Annotated in this window: 18 protein-coding genes; 16 read left to right on the forward strand and 2 right to left on the reverse strand. The window is 51.8% G+C overall.

Translation table 11 applies throughout. The annotated features are described in order from the left end of the window. Nucleotides 1–5: 5 nt before the first annotated feature. Nucleotides 6–803: a thiazole synthase gene (locus ACFQPC_RS17365; RefSeq protein ID WP_382273088.1), complete on the forward strand. Its 798-nt coding sequence runs from the start codon at nucleotides 6–8 to the stop codon at nucleotides 801–803. Between the two features lie 94 nt (nucleotides 804–897). Then, nucleotides 898–1,875 (forward strand): NAD(P)H-quinone oxidoreductase, encoded by a 978-nt coding sequence (locus tag ACFQPC_RS17370; protein ID WP_382273089.1) that lies wholly within the window; start codon nucleotides 898–900, stop codon nucleotides 1,873–1,875. Between the two features lie 75 nt (nucleotides 1,876–1,950). Here ACFQPC_RS17370 and ACFQPC_RS17375 read toward each other — a convergent pair whose 3' ends face one another. Beyond that, nucleotides 1,951–2,931, reverse strand: a complete 981-nt coding sequence (locus ACFQPC_RS17375; RefSeq protein WP_382273090.1) for a LysR family transcriptional regulator — start codon at nucleotides 2,929–2,931, stop codon at nucleotides 1,951–1,953. A gap of 144 nt (nucleotides 2,932–3,075) precedes the next feature. Between ACFQPC_RS17375 and ACFQPC_RS17380 the strand changes: the two genes are divergently transcribed. The 9 genes from ACFQPC_RS17380 (at nucleotide 3,076) to ACFQPC_RS17420 (ending at nucleotide 12,876) form a co-directional block, all read left to right on the forward strand. Continuing rightward, nucleotides 3,076–3,411, forward strand: a complete 336-nt coding sequence (locus ACFQPC_RS17380; RefSeq protein WP_382273091.1) for an HAD family hydrolase — start codon at nucleotides 3,076–3,078, stop codon at nucleotides 3,409–3,411. A 410-nt stretch (nucleotides 3,412–3,821) separates the two neighbouring features. Beyond that, entirely contained in the window at nucleotides 3,822–4,988 is a 1,167-nt protein-coding gene (sucC, locus tag ACFQPC_RS17385; RefSeq protein ID WP_012078255.1) for an ADP-forming succinate--CoA ligase subunit beta, read from the forward strand. A gap of 2 nt (nucleotides 4,989–4,990) precedes the next feature. Then, nucleotides 4,991–5,866, forward strand: coding sequence for a succinate--CoA ligase subunit alpha (sucD, locus tag ACFQPC_RS17390; protein ID WP_012078256.1), 876 nt, complete (start codon nucleotides 4,991–4,993; stop codon nucleotides 5,864–5,866). 210 nt (nucleotides 5,867–6,076) lie between these two features. After that, the gene (locus ACFQPC_RS17395) at nucleotides 6,077–6,844 is read left to right on the forward strand and encodes a fumarylacetoacetate hydrolase family protein (protein ID WP_012078257.1); all 768 of its coding nucleotides are present in this window, start codon (nucleotides 6,077–6,079) and stop codon (nucleotides 6,842–6,844) included. A gap of 18 nt (nucleotides 6,845–6,862) precedes the next feature. After that, nucleotides 6,863–7,873, forward strand: coding sequence for a 2-dehydropantoate 2-reductase (locus tag ACFQPC_RS17400; RefSeq protein WP_382273092.1), 1,011 nt, complete (start codon nucleotides 6,863–6,865; stop codon nucleotides 7,871–7,873). A 664-nt stretch (nucleotides 7,874–8,537) separates the two neighbouring features. Continuing rightward, the gene (locus ACFQPC_RS17405) at nucleotides 8,538–9,566 is read left to right on the forward strand and encodes a Bug family tripartite tricarboxylate transporter substrate binding protein (RefSeq protein ID WP_382273093.1); all 1,029 of its coding nucleotides are present in this window, start codon (nucleotides 8,538–8,540) and stop codon (nucleotides 9,564–9,566) included. A gap of 115 nt (nucleotides 9,567–9,681) precedes the next feature. After that, entirely contained in the window at nucleotides 9,682–10,203 is a 522-nt protein-coding gene (locus tag ACFQPC_RS17410; RefSeq protein ID WP_382273094.1) for a tripartite tricarboxylate transporter TctB family protein, read from the forward strand. A gap of 72 nt (nucleotides 10,204–10,275) precedes the next feature. Further along, a complete protein-coding gene (locus ACFQPC_RS17415) occupies nucleotides 10,276–11,805 on the forward strand; it encodes a tripartite tricarboxylate transporter permease (protein WP_382273095.1) in 1,530 nt (509 codons plus the stop codon). Between the two features lie 237 nt (nucleotides 11,806–12,042). Beyond that, entirely contained in the window at nucleotides 12,043–12,876 is an 834-nt protein-coding gene (locus tag ACFQPC_RS17420) for a cytidylate kinase family protein (RefSeq protein ID WP_382273096.1), read from the forward strand. 56 nt (nucleotides 12,877–12,932) lie between these two features. Here the strand turns inward: ACFQPC_RS17420 and ACFQPC_RS17425 are convergent, their stop codons facing one another. Then, on the reverse strand, nucleotides 12,933–13,541 hold the full coding sequence (locus tag ACFQPC_RS17425; protein WP_382273097.1) for a Crp/Fnr family transcriptional regulator: 609 nt from the start codon (nucleotides 13,539–13,541) through the stop codon (nucleotides 12,933–12,935). A 287-nt stretch (nucleotides 13,542–13,828) separates the two neighbouring features. Between ACFQPC_RS17425 and oxc the strand changes: the two genes are divergently transcribed. The 5 genes from oxc to fdhF all read left to right on the forward strand — a co-directional run bounded on the left by oxc (nucleotide 13,829) and on the right by fdhF (nucleotide 24,749). Further along, nucleotides 13,829–15,541 (forward strand): oxalyl-CoA decarboxylase, encoded by a 1,713-nt coding sequence (gene oxc, locus ACFQPC_RS17430; RefSeq protein WP_382273098.1) that lies wholly within the window; start codon nucleotides 13,829–13,831, stop codon nucleotides 15,539–15,541. 250 nt (nucleotides 15,542–15,791) lie between these two features. Further along, the gene (frc, locus tag ACFQPC_RS17435) at nucleotides 15,792–17,051 is read left to right on the forward strand and encodes a formyl-CoA transferase (protein ID WP_382273099.1); all 1,260 of its coding nucleotides are present in this window, start codon (nucleotides 15,792–15,794) and stop codon (nucleotides 17,049–17,051) included. Between the two features lie 1,113 nt (nucleotides 17,052–18,164). Continuing rightward, nucleotides 18,165–19,415, forward strand: coding sequence for a formyl-CoA transferase (gene frc / locus ACFQPC_RS17440; protein WP_382273100.1), 1,251 nt, complete (start codon nucleotides 18,165–18,167; stop codon nucleotides 19,413–19,415). Between the two features lie 758 nt (nucleotides 19,416–20,173). After that, nucleotides 20,174–21,877 carry an NADH-ubiquinone oxidoreductase-F iron-sulfur binding region domain-containing protein gene (locus tag ACFQPC_RS17445; RefSeq protein ID WP_382273101.1) on the forward strand — a complete coding sequence of 568 codons (1,704 nt, stop codon included), beginning with the start codon at nucleotides 20,174–20,176 and terminating at the stop codon, nucleotides 21,875–21,877. Nucleotides 21,878–21,908: 31 nt separating this feature from the next. Further along, nucleotides 21,909–24,749: a formate dehydrogenase subunit alpha gene (fdhF, locus tag ACFQPC_RS17450; RefSeq protein WP_382273102.1), complete on the forward strand. Its 2,841-nt coding sequence runs from the start codon at nucleotides 21,909–21,911 to the stop codon at nucleotides 24,747–24,749. Nucleotides 24,750–24,802 lie beyond the last annotated feature (53 nt).

The following is a 24,802-nucleotide window of genomic DNA, read 5'->3' on the forward strand; positions in this document are numbered from 1 at the left end:
ACACCATGAGTAGTCCACATTTCGCCGACGAGCAACTGACGATCGCCGGCACCACTTATCGCTCCCGCCTCTTGGTAGGCAGCGGTAAATACAAAGACCTCGAACAGACCCGCGCTGCCAGCGAAGCCAGCGGCGCACAAATCGTCACCGTCGCGATTCGCCGCGTCAATATCGGGCAAGACCCGAATGCACCGAGCCTGCTCGATGTGCTGCCGCCATCCGAATACACCTTGTTGCCGAACTCGGCCGGTTGCTACAACGCCGCTGATGCGGTTTACACCTTGCAACTGGGCCGTGAAATCCTCGGCGGCCACAAGCTCTGCAAGCTCGAAGTACTGGGCGATGAAAAGACCCTGTTCCCGAATATGCCGGAAACCCTGAAAGCAGCAGAAACGCTGGTCAAGGATGGCTTTGATGTGATGGTCTATTGCAGCGATGATCCGATCCAGGCGCGCATGCTGGAAGATATCGGTTGTGCCGCCATCATGCCGCTGGCGTCCTTGATCGGTTCCGGCATGGGCATCCTCAACCCGTGGAATTTGTCGCTCATCATCGAACAAAGCAAAGTCCCGGTCATCGTCGATGCGGGTGTCGGTACCGCTTCGGATGCCGCGATTGCGATGGAACTGGGTTGCGATGGCGTGCTGATGAACACCGCGATTGCCGGTGCGCAAGATCCGGTACGCATGGCGCATGCAATGAAACTGGGTATAGAAGCCGGACGCAATGCTTACCTGGCAGGTCGTATCGCCCGTAAATTCGCCGCTTCCCCATCGTCACCGATGGCCGGACGCGTGGTTTAACGAGGTTGCAGCGATTTGCGCATGGGATTGGCAGATAAATCGATTATCGAATATCCTTGCTGCCTTCAACGTCTACACAATTAAAGGATTTACCATGCGCGCGATCGAGATTACTCAGCCAGGCCCACCAGATGTCTTGAAGCTTTGCGAGCGTCCCATGCCTGAGCCCAAGGCTGGCGAAGTGTTGATCAAAGTACATGCCGCTGGTATTAACCGTCCTGACGTCCTGCAACGCACGGGTAATTACCCTGTGCCTAAGGGCGCGTCGGATTTGCCAGGCCTGGAAGTGGCCGGTGAAATCGTCGGCGGTGACCTGGCGGGTAGTGGTTTCAAAATCGGCGACATGATTTGCGCGCTGGCACAGGGTGGTGGTTACGCCGAGTACTGCACGGCGCCGGTCGAGCAATGCCTGCCTATTCCTAAAGGCCTGGATGCAGTCGAAGCCGCTTCACTGCCAGAAACATTCTTTACAGTCTGGAGCAATGTGTTTGACCGCGTCGGTCTGAGCGGTGATGAAACCTTGCTGGTGCAAGGTGGTACCTCCGGTATCGGCGTCACGGCGATACAGATCGCCAAGGCGCTTGGTCATCGCGTGTTTGCAACCGCTGGCAGCGATGACAAGGCCCGCGCTTGCGAAGTGATGGGGGCCGAACGCGGCATCAATTACAAGACTGAAGACTTTGTCGAAGTAGTCAAAGCTGCGACCGGTGGCAAAGGTGTCGATGTGATTCTCGATATGGTCGGTGGTGATTACGTGTCGCGTGAAATCCGCTGCCTCGCGGATGACGGCCGTCTCGTTTTCATCGCGCTGCTGGGTGGCAACAAGGCAGAAGTCAGCCTGGGTCAAATCCTGTTGCGTCGCCTGACGATTACGGGTTCGACTTTGCGTCCGCGTCCGGTGGCATTCAAGGCTGCGATTGCGAAACAATTGCGTGAACGTGTGTGGCCGCTGATCGAAGCAGGCAAGATCAAACCGGTCATCTACCAAACCTTCCCATTGGAAGAAGCAGCACAAGCGCATGCGCTGATGGAAACCAGCACACACATCGGCAAAATTATTTTGAAGGTATAAACAGCGCTATACGCGATAAAAAAGCCCGCCAGTCTGCAGAGACTAGCGGGCTTTTTTCATGGGCGATGAAAGGAATTACTTTTTGTTCTTGCCCAATGCTTTCGGCGGCAGGTTGCTCAACTGCTTGCCAGGTTTCGGGTTGTAACGGATCAGGCGTTCGATCAGTTCCGGTCCTTCGGTCAGCAGGAAGTTTTTAAAGGCTTGTGCGACCGGCGGCAGGCGCTTGTTTTTCCGGTGCACGATATACCAGTTCAACATGACCGGGAAGCCTTCTACGTCCAGCACGGCCAGGCTACCGGCTTGCAATTCCAGGCTGATGGTATGGGCGGACAGGAAGCTCACGCCCATGCCGGCAATCACCGCTTGTTTGATGGTCTCGGTACTGCGGATTTCCATCGCGACGTTGATGTCGTTGATACGTTCGCCGAAGCCGTCCTCCATTGAATGCCAGGTATCCGAACCTTTTTCACGTACTACGAACGGTTCCTGCATCAGCCTGCTCATTGGAATGTTTTTCTGCGATACCAGGGGGTGATCCGGTGCTGCCACGATCACGTAAGGATGCGGTGCAAAGGCTTCATTGATGGTGTCCATATCGGTCGGCGGACGCACCATAATCGCAATATCGGTCAGGTTGCTGCTCATCTGGTTCAGCAAACCTTCACGGTTATGTACCGACAGGTTCAGCGTCACACCCTGATGGCTGCGCGCAAACTCCACCAGCAGGCGCGGGAAGAAGTAATCGCCGGCGCTGATAACGGCCACGTTCAGCTTGCCGCCGGTGATGCCCTTGAACTGGGTCATCGCATCTTCCGCTTCCTGGAACTGCTGGATGATGGTGCGGCTGTAATGCAGCAGCTCCGAGCCGCCGGGCGTCAGGTAGATTTTCTTGCCGAGTTGCTCGAACAGGGCGAGGCCGGCGTGTTCTTCCAGCTTCTTGACCTGGGTGGAAACGGCCGGTTGCGTCAGGTGCAGCTCTTCCGCAGCGCGCGAAAAGCTCAGATGGCGGGCAACCGTCTCAAAAACCTTCAATTGCCGGAGTGTCGCGTTCTTCATGGCAGGAATAGTCGATGTATAAGCTAAAAGGAATCATTATGATTAAATACTTTAACTATGCCTAATCATTTTTTGCCCCTAAGATGCATTTAAGTTTAGAAAACAACGCTAAATGAGTACCAAAATTTAGACAGGAGACTTACTATGTTCACAGCCGCGTTGGATCAATATTCTGCAGATGATGCAGCGGATCTACATCGTAACGCTTATAACGCAGCGTTTTACGAACTCGGCTTGAGCTGGTATTGGGATGCGAACACCGACGATGATCTTGCCGTCGCCGCAGGTGGTCGCAAGCGTCTTCAACATTATCTGGAAACTTGCCAAGCGCATCTCCTGAAAGTGTATGAAGCCGATTTCCTGGTCGAAGCAATTCAAGCCGCCAAAGCACGCTGCTATGAAACCATGACTGCCTCTGGAACCCGCGTAACACGCTCGGTGAACTGGGCTGAGTTTCAACGGGGCGAAGTAGGCGTTTGAGCACGGTATCCTTGTGGATTGTGTCATGACCTGACGCAATCGCAGTGGATGCAAGGCAATTTGACTGTGTACATCAATCTATCGGTTCGATGTTGCGCCGCGTCAAATTTGCAGCTCACTCCATTTGTTGTAACTGATAGCGAATTAATCTTCGCGCGATCGCCGTTTTCTTAATCGATTTTTGCATAAGTATGGTCGATTATGGTGCGGCAAGTATCGAATCTTAACCGTGGTCAAGGATAACGGGATACTCTTCTCGGACAATCCACGTCACCGTTAATTTCGATATAGCAGCAGTTAAAATAGCAGCTTTTTTGCTGGGAGCATCGACGGTTTTTGCGTGGATTCAAGCAAAAGAAAATTTATCGCAGCGTAAAGCTGCCAAAAATTGATTATCAACAAGGACGATCATGAATATCCACGAGTATCAAGGAAAAGAAATACTGCGTAAGTACGGTGTTACGACACCAAAAGGTTTCCCCTGTTTTTCCGTAGATGAAGCTGTTCAGGCTGCAGAAAAACTCGGCGGTAAAGTTTGGGTTGTGAAGGCACAGATTCACGCAGGTGGCCGTGGCAAAGGCGGTGGTGTCAAGGTCGCAAAATCGCTGGATGAAGTGCGTAAATACGCAAACGACATCCTCGGCATGACGCTGGTAACACACCAAACCGGTCCTGAAGGCCGTCTGGTTAAGCGTTTGCTGATCGAAGAAGGCGCAGACATCAAAAAAGAACTGTACGTCGGTATGGTTGTTGACCGTGGTAGCCAACGCGTTGCCCTGATGGCATCCAGCGAAGGTGGCATGGACATCGAGCACGTCGCTGAACACACTCCTGAGAAAATCCACAAGGTATTCATCGATCCAGTCAAAGGTTTGCTCGATAGCGAGGCTGATGACATCGCCCGCAAAATCGGCGTACCGGAAGGTTCGATCGGCCAGGCACGTGCATTCATGCAAGGCCTGTACAAAGCATTCGACGAAACCGATGCATCGCTGGCTGAGATCAATCCGTTGATCGTAACCGGCGACGACCGTATCGTTGCACTCGACGCGAAATTCAACTTCGATTCGAACGCCATGTACCGTCATCCTGAAATCCAGGAAATGCGCGATCTGGACGAAGAAGATCCAGCTGAAATCGAAGCATCGAAATTCGACCTGACCTACATCTCGCTCGACGGCAATATCGGCTGCCTGGTGAACGGCGCTGGTCTGGCTATGGCAACCATGGACGTCATCAAGCTGTACGGCGGTTCGCCAGCCAACTTCCTCGACGTAGGCGGTGGTGCTACGACTGAGAAAGTAACTGAAGCATTCAAGATCATGTTGAAGAACCCGGACATCAAGGCGATCCTGGTTAACATCTTCGGCGGCATCATGAAGTGCGACGTGATTGCGCAAGGCGTGATCGCTGCAGCAAAACAAGTTGATCTGACAGTTCCACTGGTCGTTCGTATGGCTGGTACCAATGAAGAACTGGGCAAGAAGATCCTGGCTGAATCGGGTCTTCCTATCATCACGGCAAACAACATGGCTGAAGCGGCTGAAAAAGTCGTCAACGCAGCACAGGGGAAATAAGCATGTCAATCCTGATCAATAAAGACACTAAAGTTATCACCCAAGGTATCACTGGTAAAACCGGTCAGTTCCATACCAAGATGTGTATCGAATACGCAAACGGTAAAAACTGTTTCGTAGCAGGTGTGAACCCTAAAAAAGCAGGCGAATCGTTCGAAGGCGTGCCTATCTACGGTTCCGTCGCTGAAGCGAAAGCTGAAACAGGTGCAACCGTTTCGGTTATCTATGTTCCGCCTCCGTTTGCTGCCGCTGCAATCGACGAAGCTGTTGATGCCGGCGTTGATCTGGTTATCTGCATTACCGAAGGTATCCCGGTACGCGACATGATCCGCACCAAGCAACGCATGGAAGGCAAGAAAACCCTGTTGCTCGGACCTAACTGCCCAGGCTTGATTACACCTGATGAAATCAAGATCGGCATCATGCCAGGTCACATCCACAAGAAAGGCCGTATCGGCGTGGTTTCGCGTTCCGGCACATTGACCTACGAAGCAGCTGGTCAACTGGCTGAATTCGGCCTGGGTCAATCGACCGTGGTTGGTATCGGCGGCGATCCAGTCAGCGGTTTGAAGCACATCGACGTGCTGCGCATGTTCAATGACGATCCTGACACCGACGCAGTCATCATGGTTGGTGAAATCGGTGGCGACGCAGAAGAAACCTGCGCACGCTGGATCAAAGACAACATGAAAAAACCGGTTGTCGGCTTCATCGCTGGTGTTACCGCTCCTGCAGGCAAACGTATGGGCCATGCTGGTGCGATCATCTCCGGCGGCAAAGGTACAGCGCAAGAGAAACTGGCTGTGATGGAAGCGTGCGGCATCAAAGTCACGCGCAATCCAGCTGAAATGGGCCGTTTGTTGAAATCGGTTCTGTAATAAGTAGTACTGACACTCCCCATGCATGGGGAGTGTTATCCCTACAGCAAATACCCGGTGTTTGCTTTAGAGATAGTTGGCAAATGCAAATGAAGTAAATGCAGCAAGTGCGCTATGCGCACCGGAATGTGATCGCGCCATGGCGCTGGTCTGCCTCTGCTGCTTGCCTTTGCTGACAGTACAAGTTTCGAAATCTTAAGAAAGCAAAAAATGTCAAAACGTTGGGTACGGTTTAGTCACGCAGGTAACACTCAGTTCGGTACGCTTGAAGGCGACAACATTCAGGTTCATACCGGCGACATGTACGCTAACCCGGTTAAAACAGACACCGTGTTGAATATCAATGACGTTAAAGTCCTGATGCCGGCACAACCTACCAAAATCATCGCCATGTGGAACAACTTCCACGAACTGGCGAAGAAATTGAACCTGGCAGATCCAGCAGAGCCGCTGTACCTGATCAAGGCACCTAACTCCTACCTGAACCCGGGTGAAACCATCCAGAAGCCGCCTACAGACGACAAAGTCGTGTTCGAAGGCGAGCTTGGTATCGTTATCGGCAAAACTGCTAAAGCAGTGTCGGAAGCGGACGCGATGGATTATGTATTTGGTTATACCGTTGCCAACGACGTTACCGTTGCAACTATCCTGAATCGTGATGAATCGTTTGCACAATGGGTGCGCGCAAAAGGTCTGGATACCTTCTGCCCATTCGGCCCAACGATTGCCACCGACCTGGATCCGACCACACTGGTTGTTAAAACTGTCCTCAACGGCGATGTTCGTCAAAACTATCCAATTAGCGATATGCGTTTCTCCACGCAGCAATTGGTCAGCATGATTTCCGCCGATATGACGCTGTTCCCGGGCGACATCATCTTGTGCGGCACCTCGGTAGGTGTCGGCTCGATGAAGCCAGGTAGCGTCGTGGAAGTTGAGATTGCCGGCATTGGCAAGCTCACAAATGATTTTAAATAATAGTGGCGAGGTATTGATATGAAAATTGCAATTATTGGGGCAGGTGCTATTGGTGGTTACGTTGGCGTGAAGCTGGCGTTGGCAGGTGAAGATGTTACTTTCATCGTTCGTGGCGCGAATCTGGAAGCCATCCGCAAAAACGGCGCCAAGCTGATCATGCACGATGGTTCCGAACACATCGCATCCAACGTCAAGGCAACCAACAACTACGACGAAGCCGGTCATCAAGACGTTATCGTTTTGGCTATGAAGGCGCATCAACTCGAAGCCATCGCTGACGACCTGCCAAAACTGATCGGACCAGAGACTGTCATCGTGACGATGCAGAACGGTATTCCATTCTGGTACTTCCACAAGCACGGTGGCAAGCTGGCTGGTACACGCGTAGAAAGCGTAGACCCAACCGGCAAGATCACTGCCAAGATTCCTGCGGATCGCGTGCTTGGCTGCGTCGTGTACCCGGCATCGGAATTGATCGCGCCAGGCGTCATCAAGCACATCGAAGGTGATCGTTTCCCTATCGGCGAACTCGACGGTTCGACCAGCGAACGCGCAACCCGCGTATCGGAATGCTTTACCAACGCTGGCTTCAAATCGCCAGTATTGGACAACATCCGTTCGGAAATCTGGTTGAAATTGTGGGGCAACCTGACATTCAACCCGATCAGCGCGCTGTCGCACTCGACACTGCAAGACATTTGCCAATATCCGCTGTCGCGTGAACTGGCTGCTGCAATGATGACCGAAGCGCAAACCATCGCGCACAAACTCGGCATCGAATTCCGCGTCACGCTCGAGAAGCGTATCGCCGGTGCAGAAAAAGTCGGCAAACACAAAACATCGATGTTGCAAGACGTAGAAGCCGGCCGCGATCCAGAGATCGATGCATTGGTAGGTTCAGTTGCAGAGCTGGGTCGTTTGACTGAAACCCCTACACCGCACATTGATACGGTATATGCCTTGGTCAAATTGCTGGCGAAGACCATGAATGAAGAGACCGGGCAGGTCAAACTGCAAAAAGTCGCTTAATTCAACGTTTGCGCCATCGATAAGATGATGAAGCCCATGAAGATATATTGATCTTCATGGGCTTTTTTCTTGTGTACAAGCGGTTTTGACGGGTGTAACGGGCGGGATGTGCGGCAAGATAGGTCTTAATGCATTAAAAATGTTAATTCTTAACCGGCATCAAGGAAAGCTGGGCCGAGTTCTCGCAAACTCAAGAAAATGAAAAGAAATACGTATAAATACGTATATAAATTTTTCACCAACTTACGCCCTAAGGATGGCACACTGATGCAAAGCGATGAATTGATGTCGCAATGCAATCAAAAATGCAGTGTTTGGATCAGAGCAAAGAAATATCGTTCACTGATAGCCGTAAATAAGACAGGCACGTTGAAAGATGTTCGTTGTGATGCAGGTATGGTTAAAGGAGGCCGTATATGTATCTCATTAACTCGCGAGAGTGGCTCGGATAGCAAACAAGTGACGCGATCAAAGGAGGTCGCGGTCCGGAAACTTGACCTAGGTCAAGAAGTTTTTGGAGGAATGGTCACACTATCCTCGGAAAACGAAAGTAACTTCAAGTTACGTAGAAGGCATCGTTGGCCGCACGGTGCTAGTGCTCACAAGGCACCCTGACGCGGCAAGTAGTACCGTAGGTAAAATTATTATTAACAGGAGACAAGCAATGATCAAGGATTTCATTTCGCATTCGAAAAGCGGCATGGCAATGGCAACAGCCGGTGCATTTGCCGCAGTAGCTCTCGCTGCAACTCCAGCATTCGCCGCTTGGGAACCAACCAAGCCAGTCGAATTCGTAGTTCCAGCAGGTACAGGCGGTGGCGCTGACCAAATGGCTCGTCTGATCCAAGGCGTGATCATCAAAAACAAATTGATGAAAGAACCGCTGATCGTCGTCAATAAATCGGGTGGTGCCGGTGCTGAGGGCTTCCTTGGCATTAAAAATGACAAAGGCGATCCGCACAAAATCATTATCACCTTGTCGAACCTGTTCACCACGCCTATGGCTACCGGTGTTCCGTTCAACTGGCGTGACATGACTCCAGTAGCGATGTTGGCACTGGATCAATTCGTTCTGTGGACCAATGCAGAACAGCCATACAAATCCGCAAAAGAGTACATCGATGCGGTAAAAGCAGCCGGCCCTAATAAATTCAAAATGGGCGGTACAGGTTCCAAACAGGAAGATCAAATCATTACTGTTGGCCTGGAAAAAGCAACCGGCACCAAATTCATCTACATCCCATTCAAAGGCGGTGGTGAAGTTGCAGTGCAGTTGGTTGGTAACCACTTGCAATCAACGGTTAACAATCCTATCGAAGCAGTTTCGCAATGGCGTGCAGGTAAGTTGAAAGCGCAATGCGTATTCGATCATGAGCGTATGCCGTACAAAACCAAGGTTACCGAAACTCAATCGTGGAACGACATCCCAACATGTAAAGAAGCCGGTATCCCTACCGACTACACCATGTTGCGCGGTATCTTTATGCCAGCAGGTGTAACACCTGATCAACTGGCATTCTATGTGGACCTGTTCAAGAAGGTGCGTGAAACACCTGAATGGAAAGACTACATGGAAAAAGGCGCGTTCAACACGACCTTCAAAACTGGTAACGACTTCAAAGTCTGGCTGGAAGCAGCAGAGAAGCAGCACGCTACTCTGATGCAAGAAGCCGGCTTCATGGCGAAGAAGTAATCAACATCGGGATATAGGCAGTAAGAGGCAGCAAGCAGCGCTACCGGCTAACGGTAGTGCTGGCTTCTGCTCGCCTGTCCCAACTACATTGTAAAAATTTTCAGGAGCATTCCTCATGGATCAGAATTCAGAATCCAGCGGTGGCGTTCGCACTGGCGTTGCCACTTATGTTGTCGAGGCAGTTGTAGCTGCTCTGCTGCTGTTGCTGGGTATTACAGTTGTTGTTTCAAGCTGGGGCCTAGGTGCAGAGTGGACCACAGACGGTCCTGGTTCGGGTTACTTCCCGTTCTATATCGGCCTCGTTATTTGTATCTCGGGACTGGGCACACTTTTTCAATCCCTCTTTGGTAAAGAAAAAAACACGGAAGTATTTGTCGATAGCGAGCAGCTGAAGCGCGTACTGCAAGTCTTGATCCCAGCAATCATTTATGTTGGCGCGATCCAGGTTTTCGGTATCTATGTTTCCTCCGCCGTCTACATCGCACTGTTCATGGTTCTTCTCGGTAAGTTCTCGCCAGTCAAGGCGATTATTGCTGCACTGGCCGTCAATACAGTCTTCTTCTTGATGTTTGAAGTGTGGTTCAAAGTGCCCCTGTACAAAGGGTCTATCGATCTTTTGAGCTTCCTCGGTTACTAGAGCTTGTGCATGTCGATTGCATCGATGTGCTAGCTAACGAGTTAGATTGGAATTCAAGGAGTTTTAAGTAAAATGGAAGAAATTAATTCATTATTTCACGGGTTCGCGGTCATCATGACCCCAATGAATTTCTTGCTGATGGTTATCGGCATTGTATTGGGTGTTTTGATCGGCGTATTACCTGGCCTGGGTGGCGCAAACGGTGTAGCGATTCTGCTGCCGCTTACGTTCTCGATGTCTCCGACATCTGCAATTATCATGTTGTCCTGTATCTACTGGGGTGCGTTGTTCGGCGGTGCGATTACATCCGTCCTCTTCAACATTCCCGGGGAGCCGTGGTCTGTTGCGACGACCTTCGACGGCTATCCGATGGCGCAAAAAGGGAATGCTGGTGAAGCTCTGACCGGCGCATTCACTTCTTCATTCATCGGTGCGTTCGTTGCTGTTGTCATGATCACCTTCATGGCTCCACTGGTTGCTAAATTCGCGCTGCGTTTCGGTCCTCCGGAATTCTTCTCGGTTTATCTGCTGACCTTCTGTAGCTTCGTTGGTATGGGTAAGGGTTCGCCGTTCAAGATCCTGGCTTCGATGGCACTCGGCTTCGCGCTGGCTGCAGTCGGCATGGATACTGTGACCGGTCAGTTGCGTTTGACCTTCGGCTTCGAAGAATTCATGCGCGGCTTCGACTTCCTGATCGCTGTTATCGGTTTGTTCGGTATCGGTGAGATCCTGTTGTCGATGGAAGAAGGCCTGGCGTTCTCCGGCAAGTCCGCGAAGATCGATCCAAAAGTCGTATTCCAAACCTGGAAAAAACTGCCGGCATACTGGGTTACTTCGGTACGCAGCTCGCTGGTTGGTATCTGGATGGGTGTTACACCAGGTGGCGCGACTCCTGCATCGTTCATGGCTTACGGTCTGGCCAAGAAAATGTCGAAGAACGGTTCCAAGTTCGGTACCGGTGAGCTCGAAGGCGTGGTTGCTCCTGAAACTGCAGCGCATGCTGCCGGTACAGCTGCATTGCTGCCGATGCTGGCACTGGGTATCCCAGGTTCGCCAACAGCAGCGGTTCTGCTCGGCGGCTTGCTGATCTGGGGTCTGCAACCTGGTCCATTGCTCTTCGTTGAGCAAAAAGACTTCGTGTGGGGCCTGATCGCCAGTATGTATCTGGGTAACCTGGTTGGTCTGCTGGTTGTGTTGACCACAGTGCCACTGTTTGCTTCGATCCTGCGTATTCCATTCTCGATCATCGCTCCAGTGATTATCGTGATTTGCGCGATCGGTGCTTACACCGTCCACAACGCGATGTTCGATATCTGGTTGATGATCGTATTCGGTGTCATTGGTTATCTGTTCAAGAAACTTGATTACCCACTGGCTCCGTTGGTCCTGGCTCTGGTCCTGGGCGACAAGGCTGAAGATTCCTTCCGTCAAGCGATGTTGACATCGCAAGGCGAAGTATCGGTCATGTTCTCCAACCCACTGGTAGGCACCATCACCGGCCTGGCATTGATCATGTTGTTCTGGCCACTGATCTCGCGCCTGATCGCAAAAGTTCGTCCACCAAAAGTTGACGAGTTCGCTGATGAGCGTCCAGTAGATTGATAGGCCTGTGTAATATCTTTGATCCGGCGTCCCGCACAACGGGATGTCGAATGATCAGGCTCTCATGCTGATCTGATCTTGTATGCCCCACGCGGTGAATAGCCTCGTGGGGCATCGTTGTTTTTGGGCCGCGGTTTTGATGGTATGGTTACCCTGCCAGATCAGGTAGTCGGCCTGAAGCGAAGTATTTATTGATAGACCGAGCATGTAGTCCTCACCATAACCAAGGAGACAGCTATGCCAGTGATCGCAATGACGCAGGAAATGGGTTCGCTTGCCAAGGATGTAGCAGTGCATCTTGCGCAGACACAAAACCTCGCAGTGATGCGCCATGAAGTGATAGAGCATCTTGCCGAAAAGATGGATATGAGCAAAAGCGTGATTCGCCGCTTGCGCGAAGGCAAGGCCGGCTTTGTCGATCGCCTGACGGCAGATGAAGAGGGCATGGCGATTTATACCGCGGAAGAAGTGTTCGAATTGGCGAACAAGGGCAATGTGGTGTTGCGCGGTTGGGGGGCAACCTGTTTGCTGCGTTCGGTGCCGCATGTGGTGACGGTGCGCATTACGCGTTCGATGAAGAAGCGCGTCGAATGGTTGATGGGCCACCTGGAAACCGATGATGCGGATTTTGCCGAAGCAGAAATCCGCCGTAGCGATGCGGCGCATGCTGCGCGTATGCATCAGCAATTCGGCGTCACCTGGGGCGATCCTGTGCTCTACGACCTAGTGTTGAATACTGATCGCCTGTCGATCGAGAGTTGCGTATCGCAAATCCTGAATTTGACTACGCGGCCGGAGTTCAAGGAAACCAAGGCGTCACAAGCGGCGCTGCAAAACATGACGCTTGAAGCCCATGTACGGGCGGCTTTGCGCAGTGCGGTTGCAACCAGTGATGTCAGAGTGACTATTGAGGCGGATGCAGGTCGTGTTGTATTAAGCGGGATCGTGCTGCATGCAGACGAGCACGTTGCGGCAGAGAAAGTGGCGACAGCAGTGCCGGGGGTGAAGAGTGTGGATAACCAGTTGCGCCTGATGGCTAATTCGAAACTGTATTCTTCCGGCAAGTATTGATTTTATGGTTTTGTAGTATAGATTTACTGCAGCCCTGACCTCATTTGACTATGGGGTCAGATTTTCCCTTGATGTTTGAGTCGACTCAGGGTTTCCGGCGAAAGATTCAGGTAAGACGCCAACTCTTTCTTCGGGATGCGATCAAACAGCTCCGGATGCTTGCGTACGAAGCGCTGTACGCGGCCAGGAGCGTCGAGTAAGTGCAGGGTGATGGTGTGCGCCATGATTTCGCTCATCAGCAGCATGACGTCATGTTCGAACGCCTGCTTGATGTGTTCATGCTTGTCGATGAAGGCGATCCATTGTAGTAAAGGCAACTTCACTACGCGTGCTTTTGTCACACAGATAATACTGTAAGGAGTCGGGGTTTTGAGTCGCCACGCCGCATAACTTGTCTCCATGCTACGTTCATCAGCAAAACGCAGAATCATTTCCTTTGCTTGCTGATTGGTAACAACGCGCTTCAGGATGCCGTCCAGAATGAAATACTGTTCCATTTCATGGACGCCCTGGTGCAGCAAGAAGTCGCCTTTAGGGCAATCTACAACGAGCAAATGCGGTTCCAGCTCCGCCCATTCGCTCTCAGTCATGTCTTTTAAGACAAGATTTTGCTTGAGCTGAACACGAATGACATTTCGTTCCGGGTGGTTATCTACGGTCGGCATTTACAAGATATATAGATATAAAAGACAGAAGGGTGGGCGGGGTCGATATCATGCGATGAAAATTGACCGGGGTCAATGATCGAAGCGCAGGCAGATCGATATGATACGCCCACTTGGATGGTCTATGCATAAAAGCGTTGACTGAAGGGTATCTCTAAAAACCAACCGGTCTGGTTTTTAGAGGTGCCTTACAAGTGTAACAACTAGCCGCGGCAAGAGCACGGCAACCACGGTATTGGGCAAGACTGCTCAACCTTTATTGAAATTAACGAAGAGAACATTTCATTATGAAAAACGACATTCAAGAAGTAGCAGAAGGCGTAGAGCTGACAGACGGCTTCCATCTGCTGATGGAAGCGCTGGAAATGAACGGCATCACCAACATCTATGGTCTGCTCGGCATCCCAGTTACCGAAATCGGTCGTATGTGGCAAGCCCGTGGTAACAAGTTCTTCAGCTTCCGTAACGAACAAAATGCAGGTTATGCAGCTTCGGTAGCTGGTTACCTGACCAAAAAACCAGGCGTTTGCGTGACTGTTTCCGCACCTGGCTTCCTGAACGGTTTGACCGCACTGGCTAACGCGACCACCAACTGCTTCCCAATGATTCTGATTTCCGGTTCTTCGGAACGTGAAATCGTCGACCTGCAACAAGGCGACTACGAAGAAATGGATCAGTTGAACATCGCTCGTCCACATTGCAAAGCTTCGTTCCGTATCAACCGTACCGAAGACATCGGCGTTGCAGTTGTTCGTGCAATCCGTACCGCATTGTCGGGTCGTCCAGGCGGCGTATATCTGGACATCCCAGCACGTCTGTTCAGCACCACCATGAGCGCTGAAGAAGGCCAAAAATCGTTGTTCGTTCCAGTTGACCCAGCTCCAGCACAACTGCCGGCACCATCGGCTGTTTCGCGCGCTGTTGAACTGATCAAAGGCGCTAAAAAGCCATTGATCCTGCTCGGCAAAGGTGCTGCTTACGCTCAATGCGACGCAGACATCAAAGCACTGATCGAAGAAACCGGTATCCCATTCACACCTATGTCGATGGCAAAAGGTCTGGTATCCGATACTCACCCACAATGCGCAGCTGCTGCTCGTTCGATGGTTCTGCAAGAGTCCGACGTTGTTGTCCTGATCGGCGCGCGTCTGAACTGGTTGCTGGCACACGGCAAAGGCAAAACATGGGGCGGTGCGAAGAAATTCGTACAAATCGATATCCAAGCTAACGAAATCGACAGCAACGTACCTATCGCTGCACCACTGATCGGTGACATCGAGTCTTGCGTCAACGCATTGCGCGCTGGCCTGAAAGGCATGACCAAACCAGCAGAATGGATGGGCGCTATTGCTGAACGTGCTACCGGCACCAAAGCTAAACTGGCTACCAAACTGAGCACAGCTACTCCAGTCATGAACTACTTCAACTCGCTCGGCGCAATCCGTGACGTGTTGAAAAACTACCCAGACATCACCCTGGTTAACGAAGGTGCAAACACCCTCGACAACGCACGTATGGTCATCGACCAATACCTGCCACGCAAACGTGTGGATACAGGTACATGGGGCGTAATGGGTATCGGTATGGGTTCGGCTGTTGCAGCTGCAGTAGAAACCGGCAAACCAGTCGTTGCAATTTGCGGCGACAGCGCATTCGGTTTCAGCGCAATGGAATACGAAACAATCACCCGTTACAACCTGCCAGTAACCGTCATCATCATGAACAACGGCGGTATCTACCGCGGTGACGAAGCGAACCCAGAACACCAAGTATCGTGCATGATTTTCAATCCGAAAACCAAGTACGACCAATTCAGTATCGCCCTGGGCGGCGAAGGTGTTCGTGCTGAAACTCCAGAAGAGTTGACCAAAGCACTGGAAGCTTCGCTGAAATCGGGCAAGCCAACCATCATCGATGCGATTATCGATCCAGCAGCTGGTGTTGAATCCGGCCGTATCGGTAACCTGAACATCGTCAGCACGATCGGTAAGAAGAAGTAATACTGGAATAGGCCAAGGCGCAAGTCATGGCTTTGTGTGGCACGGTCAGAGTAGTGCGACCGTGCCATGCACTTGACACTGCTTGTGCTGCGGCACTAGACTAGAACGTTAAAGAACTCCAAGTAGTATTGGATTAAAGCCATGTAAATGGCGCGATTCCACTCAGAACTCTCTGAGTGGTTTTTCACTTCCTGAAAGTATTCTGATTTCAGGAGTCAAGTTAAACGATTGATAAGGAAATCTACCAATCATGAGTCAAACATTACCATTAGCAGGCGTTAAGATCATCGATTTCACCCACGTACAAGCTGGTCCTGCATGTACGCAGCTGTTGGCTTGGTTCGGTGCTGACGTTATCAAAGTTGAGCGTCCAGGTTCTGGCGACGTTACCCGTTCGCAATTGCGCGACATCCCAGGTAAAGATGCTCTGTACTTCACGATGCTGAACAGCAACAAGCGTTCGCTGACACTGGATACCAAAACTCAAGAAGGTAAAGAAGTTTTGGAAAAGCTGATCAAAGAATCCGACGTAATGGTTGAGAACTTTGGTCCAGGCGCTTTGGATCGTATGGGCTTCTCTTGGGCACGTGTTCAAGAATTGAACCCAGGCATGATCATGGCGTCGGTTAAAGGCTTCAGCGATGGCCACCACTACGAAGACTTGAAAGTCTACGAAAACGTTGCCCAATGTGCTGGCGGCGCTGCTTCGACCACTGGTTTCTGGGACGGCCCACCAACTGTTTCGGCAGCTGCTTTGGGTGACTCCAACACCGGTATGCACCTGGCAATCGGTATCTTGACAGCTCTGATGGGTCGTCAAAAAACCGGTAAAGGCCAAAAAGTTGCAGTGTCGATGCAAGATGCTGTTCTGAACCTGTGCCGCGTTAAACTGCGCGATCAACAACGTCTGGACAAAATCGGTTACCTGGAAGAGTATCCACAGTACCCACACGGCAAATTCACTGACGTAGTACCACGCGGCGGTAACGCTGGCGGTGGCGGTCAGCCAGGCTGGGTTCTGAAATGTAAAGGTTGGGAAACCGATCCTAACGCATACATCTACTTCACCATCCAAGGTCACGCTTGGGCGCCAATCTGTAAAGCATTGGGTAAAGAAGAATGGGTTGATGATCCTGCATACAAAACTGCAGAAGCTCGTCAAGACAAGATTTTCGACATCTTCGCAACTATCGAAGAATGGCTCAAAGACAAAACCAAATTTGAAGCTGTCGACATTCTGCGTAAGTACGACATCCCATGCGCACCAGTTCTGTCGATGAAAGAATTGGCTGCAGACAAATCGTTGCGCGAAAGCGGTTCGATCGTTGAAGTTGAGCACAAAGACCGTGGTGAAAAATACCTCACCGTTGGTAGCCCAATCAAATTCTCCGATATGAAACCAGAAATCACTGGTTCGCCATTGTTGGGTGAGCACACTGATGAAGTTCTGGCTCAACTGGGTTACTCCAAAGAGCAGATCGCTGCATTGCACGCTGCTAAAGCAGTTTAAGAATTCCTTAAACTCGTTTTAGTAAGTAAAAACGGCGTCCTTATGGACGCCGTTTTTTTTCGTCTGCGCATATGACGTAATGGCGATGTCGACAACTGTTGCTGCAGCTCATGTTGCGCTGCGGTATGCGAGTGCCGGGGGTGTACAGATTTGCGCTTAACAGCAGCGCAGGGATGATGTGTTTGGAGCGGCGATAAACGGGCAGGAAGATGCTGAAAATGATGCACTACATGCTTGGAAGCGGCCGCAACAAATCAGTCGGGCAGGGAAGCTTGGATGGCGCGCATATCATGCTGTGAAAATTGACCGGGGTCAATGATGGAAGCGCGAGCGGGTCGATATGATACGGCCACTTGTATTAGCTATAGCTAATGCGGAGTTGGCAGGGTATCTCTAAAAGCCTATAGCAAGGGTTTTCAAAGATACCTTACAGAAGAAGGTTGCAGTGGCCAGGTCGCCGGGGCTCATGCCGTATCCGGAATGATTGGTGACAGCGCCTGGGCAGGATTTGCAAAAAATAGTCCGGATAGGGCTGGACTATCGTACAGCAGAGAAAAACGCGGGGGCAATTTGGACTGCTGGCCGGTCCGGATGCTATCCTTGCGGATTGTGCTGCAAGCGATATCGGGCCCTGGCTACAGATAGGCGCAAGCAAAACGTAAAACATGGGTGCCAGCCTTGCCGACGGTTAAAGCAATGGCCGCGGTAGCTTGATGCGGCTGTTCAGACTGAGCCGCTCCCCGCTGTATCTGTGTTGCGTATGTAATGAATGAATTCCCCGGCAAAGACACTATCTACATCGGTGATGGTGGTGATGTCGTGACGATATCGGCACAAGCGGTTCGTCCACGTAATCCGGGAAAAGGAAATGGCGTGTTATCAGATGATGACGAGGAGTCCTCGATCCATCGCACATTGCAGGCGCGTTACAGCGCGCGCATGAGGCAATGCAGACAACACGTAAGTCCGCAGTCATCTCTATCCGGGTAGATCCTGGTGTGTATGCCCCGGATATGATGACTCAAACGATGTGCAAATAAATTTTTATTGTCTAGGTACTGCGCGAGTCGGCATGACTTGCTCGCGTTTTTTTGTAAAAGATAGGAGTAGTTGATGAGTAAGGCATTAAGCGGCTATCGCATTCTTGATTTCACACACGTGCAATCAGGCCCGACATGTACCCAGTTGCTGGCATGGTTTGGCGCGGATGTTATCAAGGTTGAACGTGCAGGTGAAGGCGATGCTACACGCGGTCAATTGCGTGACATCCCTGAGGCAGACAGCCTCTATTTCACGATGCTCAACCACAACAAGCGTTCGATCACACTCGATACAAAAAACCCGAAAGGGAAAGCAGTCCTCGAGACACTGATCAAGGAATGCGACGTACTGGTGGAGAACTTCGCACCTGGCGCATTGGATCGCATGGGCTTCACCTGGGAACGTATTAACGAACTCAATCCAAAAATGATCGTTGCCTCGGTCAAGGGTTTTGGTCCTGGCCCATACGAGCACTGCAAAGTGTACGAAAACGTCGCGCAATGCGCCGGCGGTTCGGCTTCCACCACCGGTTTTGATGACGGTCCACCAATGGTGACCGGCGCGCAAATCGGCGACAGCGGTACCGGCCTGCATCTGGCGCTGGGTATCCTGGCAGCTTTGTTGCAACGTCATGCAAGCGGTCGCGGCCAAAAAGTTTTGGCGCCTATGCAAGATGCAGTGTTGAACCTGTGCCGCGTCAAGCTGCGCGATCAACAGCGTCTGGAACGCACCGGCGTCATGAAAGAGTACCCACAATATCCGGATACTCCGTTTGGTGATTCCGTGCCACGCGCCGGTAATGCATCGGGTGGCGGCCAACCAGGTTCGATCCTGAAATGTAAAGGTTGGGAAACCGATCCTAACGCCTACATCTACTTCATCGCGCAAGGTGCAGTATGGGCACCGATCTGCAAAGTGATCGGTAAAGAGGAATGGCTGACAGATCCAGAATACGCAACACCAGCATCGCGCTTGCCACACTTGAAAAACATCTTCGCAACGGTCGAAGAGTGGACCAAGACCATGACCAAGTTCGAGGCCATGGATATCCTCAACAAGTTCGATATCCCTTGCGGTCCGATCCTGTCGATGAAAGAAATCGCTGAAGAGCCGTCGCTGCGTGAAACCGGCACCATCGTTGAAGTGGATCATCCAGTACGCGGCAAATACCTGACAGTCGGTAACCCGATCAAACTGTCGGACAGCCCTACCGATGTGACACGTTCGCCATTGCTGGGTGAGCATACAGAAGAAGTTCTGGGTCAGCTCGGCTACAGCGCTGAAGACATCGCAGCTTTGCGTGCAGAAAAAGTCATCTCGTAATTCAAATCTAAAGCGCAAATCTAAAACGGTCTACGAAGACCGTTTTGCAAAAAGCCTCTCCCTCACGGGAGGGGCTTTTTTTATTGCCTGGCGCTTTTGTGTCGTTCAGAGCATATCTGTTTGCCTTGCAAGGATGGTGGCGCGACTTACTATATGTTTATTTCAGCCGATGATGTGGTCTTAAAGAGGGCGAGGTATAATTTTGCTCTGGCGGCTCGGAAATGAGCAAAAAAGGCCTCATTCAGATGAGAATGATTCCTTTTACGGTGAAAATAAAGGAAGAAGAAGGATTTTTCCCTGGGTTTTGTGGCCGGTGAGTGCATATGTACTCTAGATCATGTGAAAAATTGACCTTGGTCAATGCCGGAGGTGGGGGCGCGTCGATAAGATACGCCCATCTGAAAAGTGCTTAGTTATGCTAAAAAAAGCATATATGTGCTTCTTCAGGAGTAAATGAATAGGCAAACCTGAGCATAAGCATCGTTGGTAAGTACGTTTCCAATGAAGGCGGAGGCCATGGTTTGCTGCTCGCGTTCTTTCGATGCGCAGGAATTTGATTCGGACGGAATGCGTGCAACAACGATTGCTTGAATTGAAGCGATCGCGGCGGGCAGAAATAGGTAGTGAATTAGATGGCGGAAGTCGAGCGGTCTGAAGCAGAAAGACGGGCCTTCGCGATGCGGTAAAGCGTAGCAAAGAACGACACGATGAGAAGACCCTGATAACTGTCAGGGTATTTAAGCTGATTAGGAACAATCATGAACCACAAAGTCATTCCAATTGCAGTGCAAGAAGTAGTCAATACGAAGGAACGCAAGCGTCAAGCGCCTAAAGGCCGTCGGGTCGACCCTGCTGCATTGGCTGAAGTACGCGAACTGCTGGGCGACGAGTCGCGCCAGGCTGACCTGCTGATTGAACATCTGCACAAAATCCAGGATAAATTCGGTCATCTGGCTTCCAGCCACCTGGCTGCGCTGGCGCAAGAAATGCGTCTGGCCCAAACCGAAGTGTATGAAGTAGCGAGCTTCTACCATCACTTCGATATCGTTAAAGAAGGCGACATTGCACCGCAGGCATTGACCGTTCGCGTATGCGACGGCTTGTCATGTGAAATGGCTGGTGCAAAAGACCTGTTGGCGAAATTGCCTAAGATCCTGGGCAAGGAAGTACGCGTCATTGCCGCACCTTGCGTCGGTCGTTGTGAACAGGCTCCGGTTGCAGTGGTTGGGCAGAATCCGATCATCAACGCAAGTTGCGAAGCGGTACAAGCAGCCGTAGAGAAAAAAGAAATCGTGCAGGCAGAGGGCAGCATCACTGACTTCTCCGCATATCAAAATGAAGGCGGCTATGCGCTGCTGAAAAAATGTGTTTCCGGTGAGCGTGATGTTGAGTCCGTTATCAAAACCATGGAAGATTCGGGCCTGCGTGGTCTGGGTGGCGCAGGTTTCCCATCCGGTCGCAAATGGCGCATCGTGCGTGGCGAAAAAGGTCCACGCCTGATGGCAGTCAACATCGATGAAGGCGAACCAGGTACATTCAAGGATCGCGTCTATCTGGAAAAAGATCCGCATCGTTTCCTCGAAGGCATGCTGATCGCTGCATGGGCAGTCGACATTCAGACTATCTATATTTACCTGCGTGACGAATACCACGGTTGCCGCACCATGCTGGAAGCGGAACTGGAAAAACTGAAAGCCAATCCGCCTATCGCCAACATGCCGGAAATCTTCCTGCGTCGTGGCGCCGGTGCTTACATCTGCGGTGAAGAATCCGCGATGATCGAATCGATTGAAGGCAAGCGCGGTATGCCGCGCCTGCGTCCACCTTATGTGGCGCAAGTCGGTTTGTTTGGTCGTCCAACACTGGAACACAACTTTGAAACCCTGTACTGGGTGCGCGACATCCTGGAAAAAGGCGGCGAGTGGTTCACTTCGCATGGCCGTAACGGTCGTAAAGGTTTGCGTTCGTACTCGGTTTCCGGCCGTGTGAAAAACCCGGGCGTCAAACTGGCTCCGGCCGGTATCACGATCCAGGAATTGATCGACGAACACTGCGGCGGCATGCTGGAAGGTCAAACCTTCTACGGCTACCTGCCAGGTGGTGCATCGGGCGGTATCCTGCCGGCGTCGATGAACACGATTCCACTCGATTTCGATACCTTGCAACCATACGGCTGTTTCATCGGTTCGGCTGCGGTTATCGTCCTGTCGGATAAAGATACTGCAGTACAGGCAGCACGCAACATGATGGACTTCTTCAAACATGAATCCTGCGGCCAGTGCACACCATGCCGCGTCGGTACCGCCAAGGCAGCCGAGTTGATCAAGAAGCCGAAGTGGGACGTCGGTTTGCTGGAAGATCTGTCGCAAGTGATGCGTGATTCGTCGATCTGCGGTTTGGGTCAGGCTGCGCCTAATCCTATCGACTGTGTCGTCAAGTACTTCCCGCATGAGTTGGCTTAAGCAAGTAGCCCCGGATTAAGGTGAATAGATAATGAACGCAATTACCCGAAGCGAATTGGCACAACTCGAAGTGCCTACAGTTACGTTTGAGTTGAATGGTCGTGAAGTAACCGGCCGTGCAACCGATACGATCTTGACCGTCGCCAAGCGCGAAGGCATTGAAATCCCGCACCTTTGCTTTAAAGAAGGTATGGACACAGCAGGTAACTGCCGCGCATGCGTCGTTGAAATCAATGGCGAACGCGTATTGGCACCTTCCTGCTGCCGTAACCCGACTAACGGTATGAAAGTAAATACCGAAAGCGAACGTGCAGTGAAATCGCAAAAATTGGTATTGGAGCTGTTGCAGTCCGATATGCCGGAAGCCGACTATACGCGCCACAATGAAGTGGACGAATGGGCTGCGAAAATGGGCGTCGGCAAACCACGTTTCGAAGCACGTGCAAAAGTCGCTTATGACTACTCGCATCCTGCTATCGCCGTTAACCTGGACGCATGTATCCAATGTACCCGTTGCGTGCGCGCTTGCCGTGACGAACAGGAAAACGACGTGATCGGCCTCGCATTCCGTGGTGACCATGCGAAGATCGTATTCGATATGGATGACCCGATGGGCGCGTCCACTTGCGTCGCTTGCGGCGAATGCGTACAGGCATGCCCGACCGGCGCACTGATGCCGGCCCGTGATGTCGCGTTGAACGTCCCTGATAAACAGATTGACTCCGTCTGCCCATACTGCGGCGTCGGTTGCCAACTGACTTACAACATCAAAGACAACAAGATCCTCTACGTAGAAGGCCGCGATGGTCCTGCCAACCGTGAGCGCCTGTGCGTCAAAGGTCGTTACGGTTTCGATTATGCAAACCATCCACACCGCCTGACCAAACCGCTGATCCGTCGTGCTGATGCGCCTAAGAGTGGCGACTTCATCATGGATCCGGATCGCGTCATGGAAGTATTCCGCGAAGCGACATGGGAAGAGGCGCTGGAAGTGGCTGGTGGCAACTTCGCAAAAATCCGCGACACCCACGGCAAGAAATCGCTGGCTGGTTTCGGCTCGGCCAAAGGTAGTAACGAAGAAGCTTACCTGTTCCAGAAATTGGTACGTACCGGCTTCGGCAGCAATAACGTCGATCACTGCACACGCTTGTGCCATGCATCTTCAGTTGTTGCTTTGCTCGAAGGTATCGGTTCGGGCGCGGTATCGAATCCAGTGATGGACGTGACCAAGGCCGAAGTGGTCATCATCATTGGTGCGAACCCGACCGTGAACCATCCTGTCGCTGCTACCTGGATCAAGAATGCAGTCAGCAACGGCACCAAGCTGATCGTCTGCGACCCACGTCGTACCGAGATGTCGCGTATCGCGCATCGCTTCATGCAATTCAAGGCGGATACCGACGTCGCCATGCTGAACGCGATGATGAACGTCATCGTGACTGAAGGCCTGGTCGATAAAGAATTTATCGAAAGCCGTACCATCGGTTACGAAGAACTGCGCAAAAACGTTGAAGGCTACACACCTGAATTGATGGCGCCTATCTGCGGTATCGATGCAGAAACCCTGCGTTATGTTGCACGTCTGTACGCAACATCGAAAGGTTCGATGATCTTGTGGGGCATGGGCGTATCGCAGCATATCCACGGTACCGACAATGCACGCTGCCTGATCGCATTGGCACTGATGACCGGTCAAATCGGTCGTCCAGGTACAGGTCTGCATCCATTGCGCGGTCAAAACAACGTGCAAGGTGCTTCCGACGCCGGCCTGATTCCTATGGTGTATCCGGATTACCAAAGCGTGAGCGATCCGAAGATCCGTGCGAACTTCGCAAAAGCATGGAATATGTCGGTTGATTTACTGGATCCGGAACCAGGCCTGACCGTGGTTGAGATCATGCATGCGATCACCGACGGCAAAATCCGCGGCCTGTACGTGCAAGGTGAAAACCCTGCGATGTCGGATCCGGATGCAAACCACGCACGTGAAGCATTGGCAGCGCTGGACCACCTGGTCGTACAGGATATCTTCCTGACCGAAACCGCGTATCTGGCTGACGTCATCTTGCCTGCAAGTGCGTTCCCGGAAAAAACCGGTACCTTCACGAATACCGACCGTACCGTGCAGATGGGCCGTCAAGCCTTGAACCCACCAGGTGAAGCCAAGCAGGATCTGTGGATCATCCAGCAAATGGCAAATCGCCTGGGCCTGGATTGGCAGTACAAGCATGTGTCGGAAGTGTTCGACGAAATGCGCCACACCATGCCTAGCATTGCCGGTATCACATGGGATCGTCTGGAGCGTGAAGACTCCGTGACCTATCCATGCGAAAAAGAAGGCGATCCAGGCGAGCCGGTTGTGTTCGTGGACAGCTTCCCACGTGAATCCGGTCGTGCACGTTTCGTCCCTGCAGATATCATTCCTGCGGCTGAACGTCCTGATCCGGAATATCCAATGGTCCTGATCACAGGTCGCCAACTGGAACACTGGCATACCGGCAGTATGACCCGTCGTGCCACCGTGCTGGATTCGATCGAACCTGATCCAATCGCGCTGATCCACCCATTGGATCTGGCAAACATGGGCGGCAAGCCAGGCGACATCATCACGCTGCAATCGCGTCGCGGTGAAGTTTCCCTGTATGCCCGTGCTGATGATGGTTCGCCACGTGGTGCGGTATTCGTACCGTTCTGCTACTACGAAGCGGCGATTAACCGTCTGACGAATGCTGCGCTGGATCCGTTCGGCAAGATTCCAGAGTTTAAATACTGCGCAATCCGCATTACCCTCGGTGGTGCTGCTCCGGTGCAAACCAGCTACGGTGGTGGTCAGGCTTTGGTTAATCTGACGAATAGCCTGGCAGTCAACTAAGACTGTTACGCCAACTGGCTTGGCGTAAAAATAAACCGGCACTTGCTCTTGCA

This window comes from Herminiimonas glaciei (genome assembly GCF_042664955.1).
Taxonomy (GTDB): Bacteria; Pseudomonadota; Gammaproteobacteria; order Burkholderiales; family Burkholderiaceae_D; genus Oxalicibacterium; species Oxalicibacterium glaciei.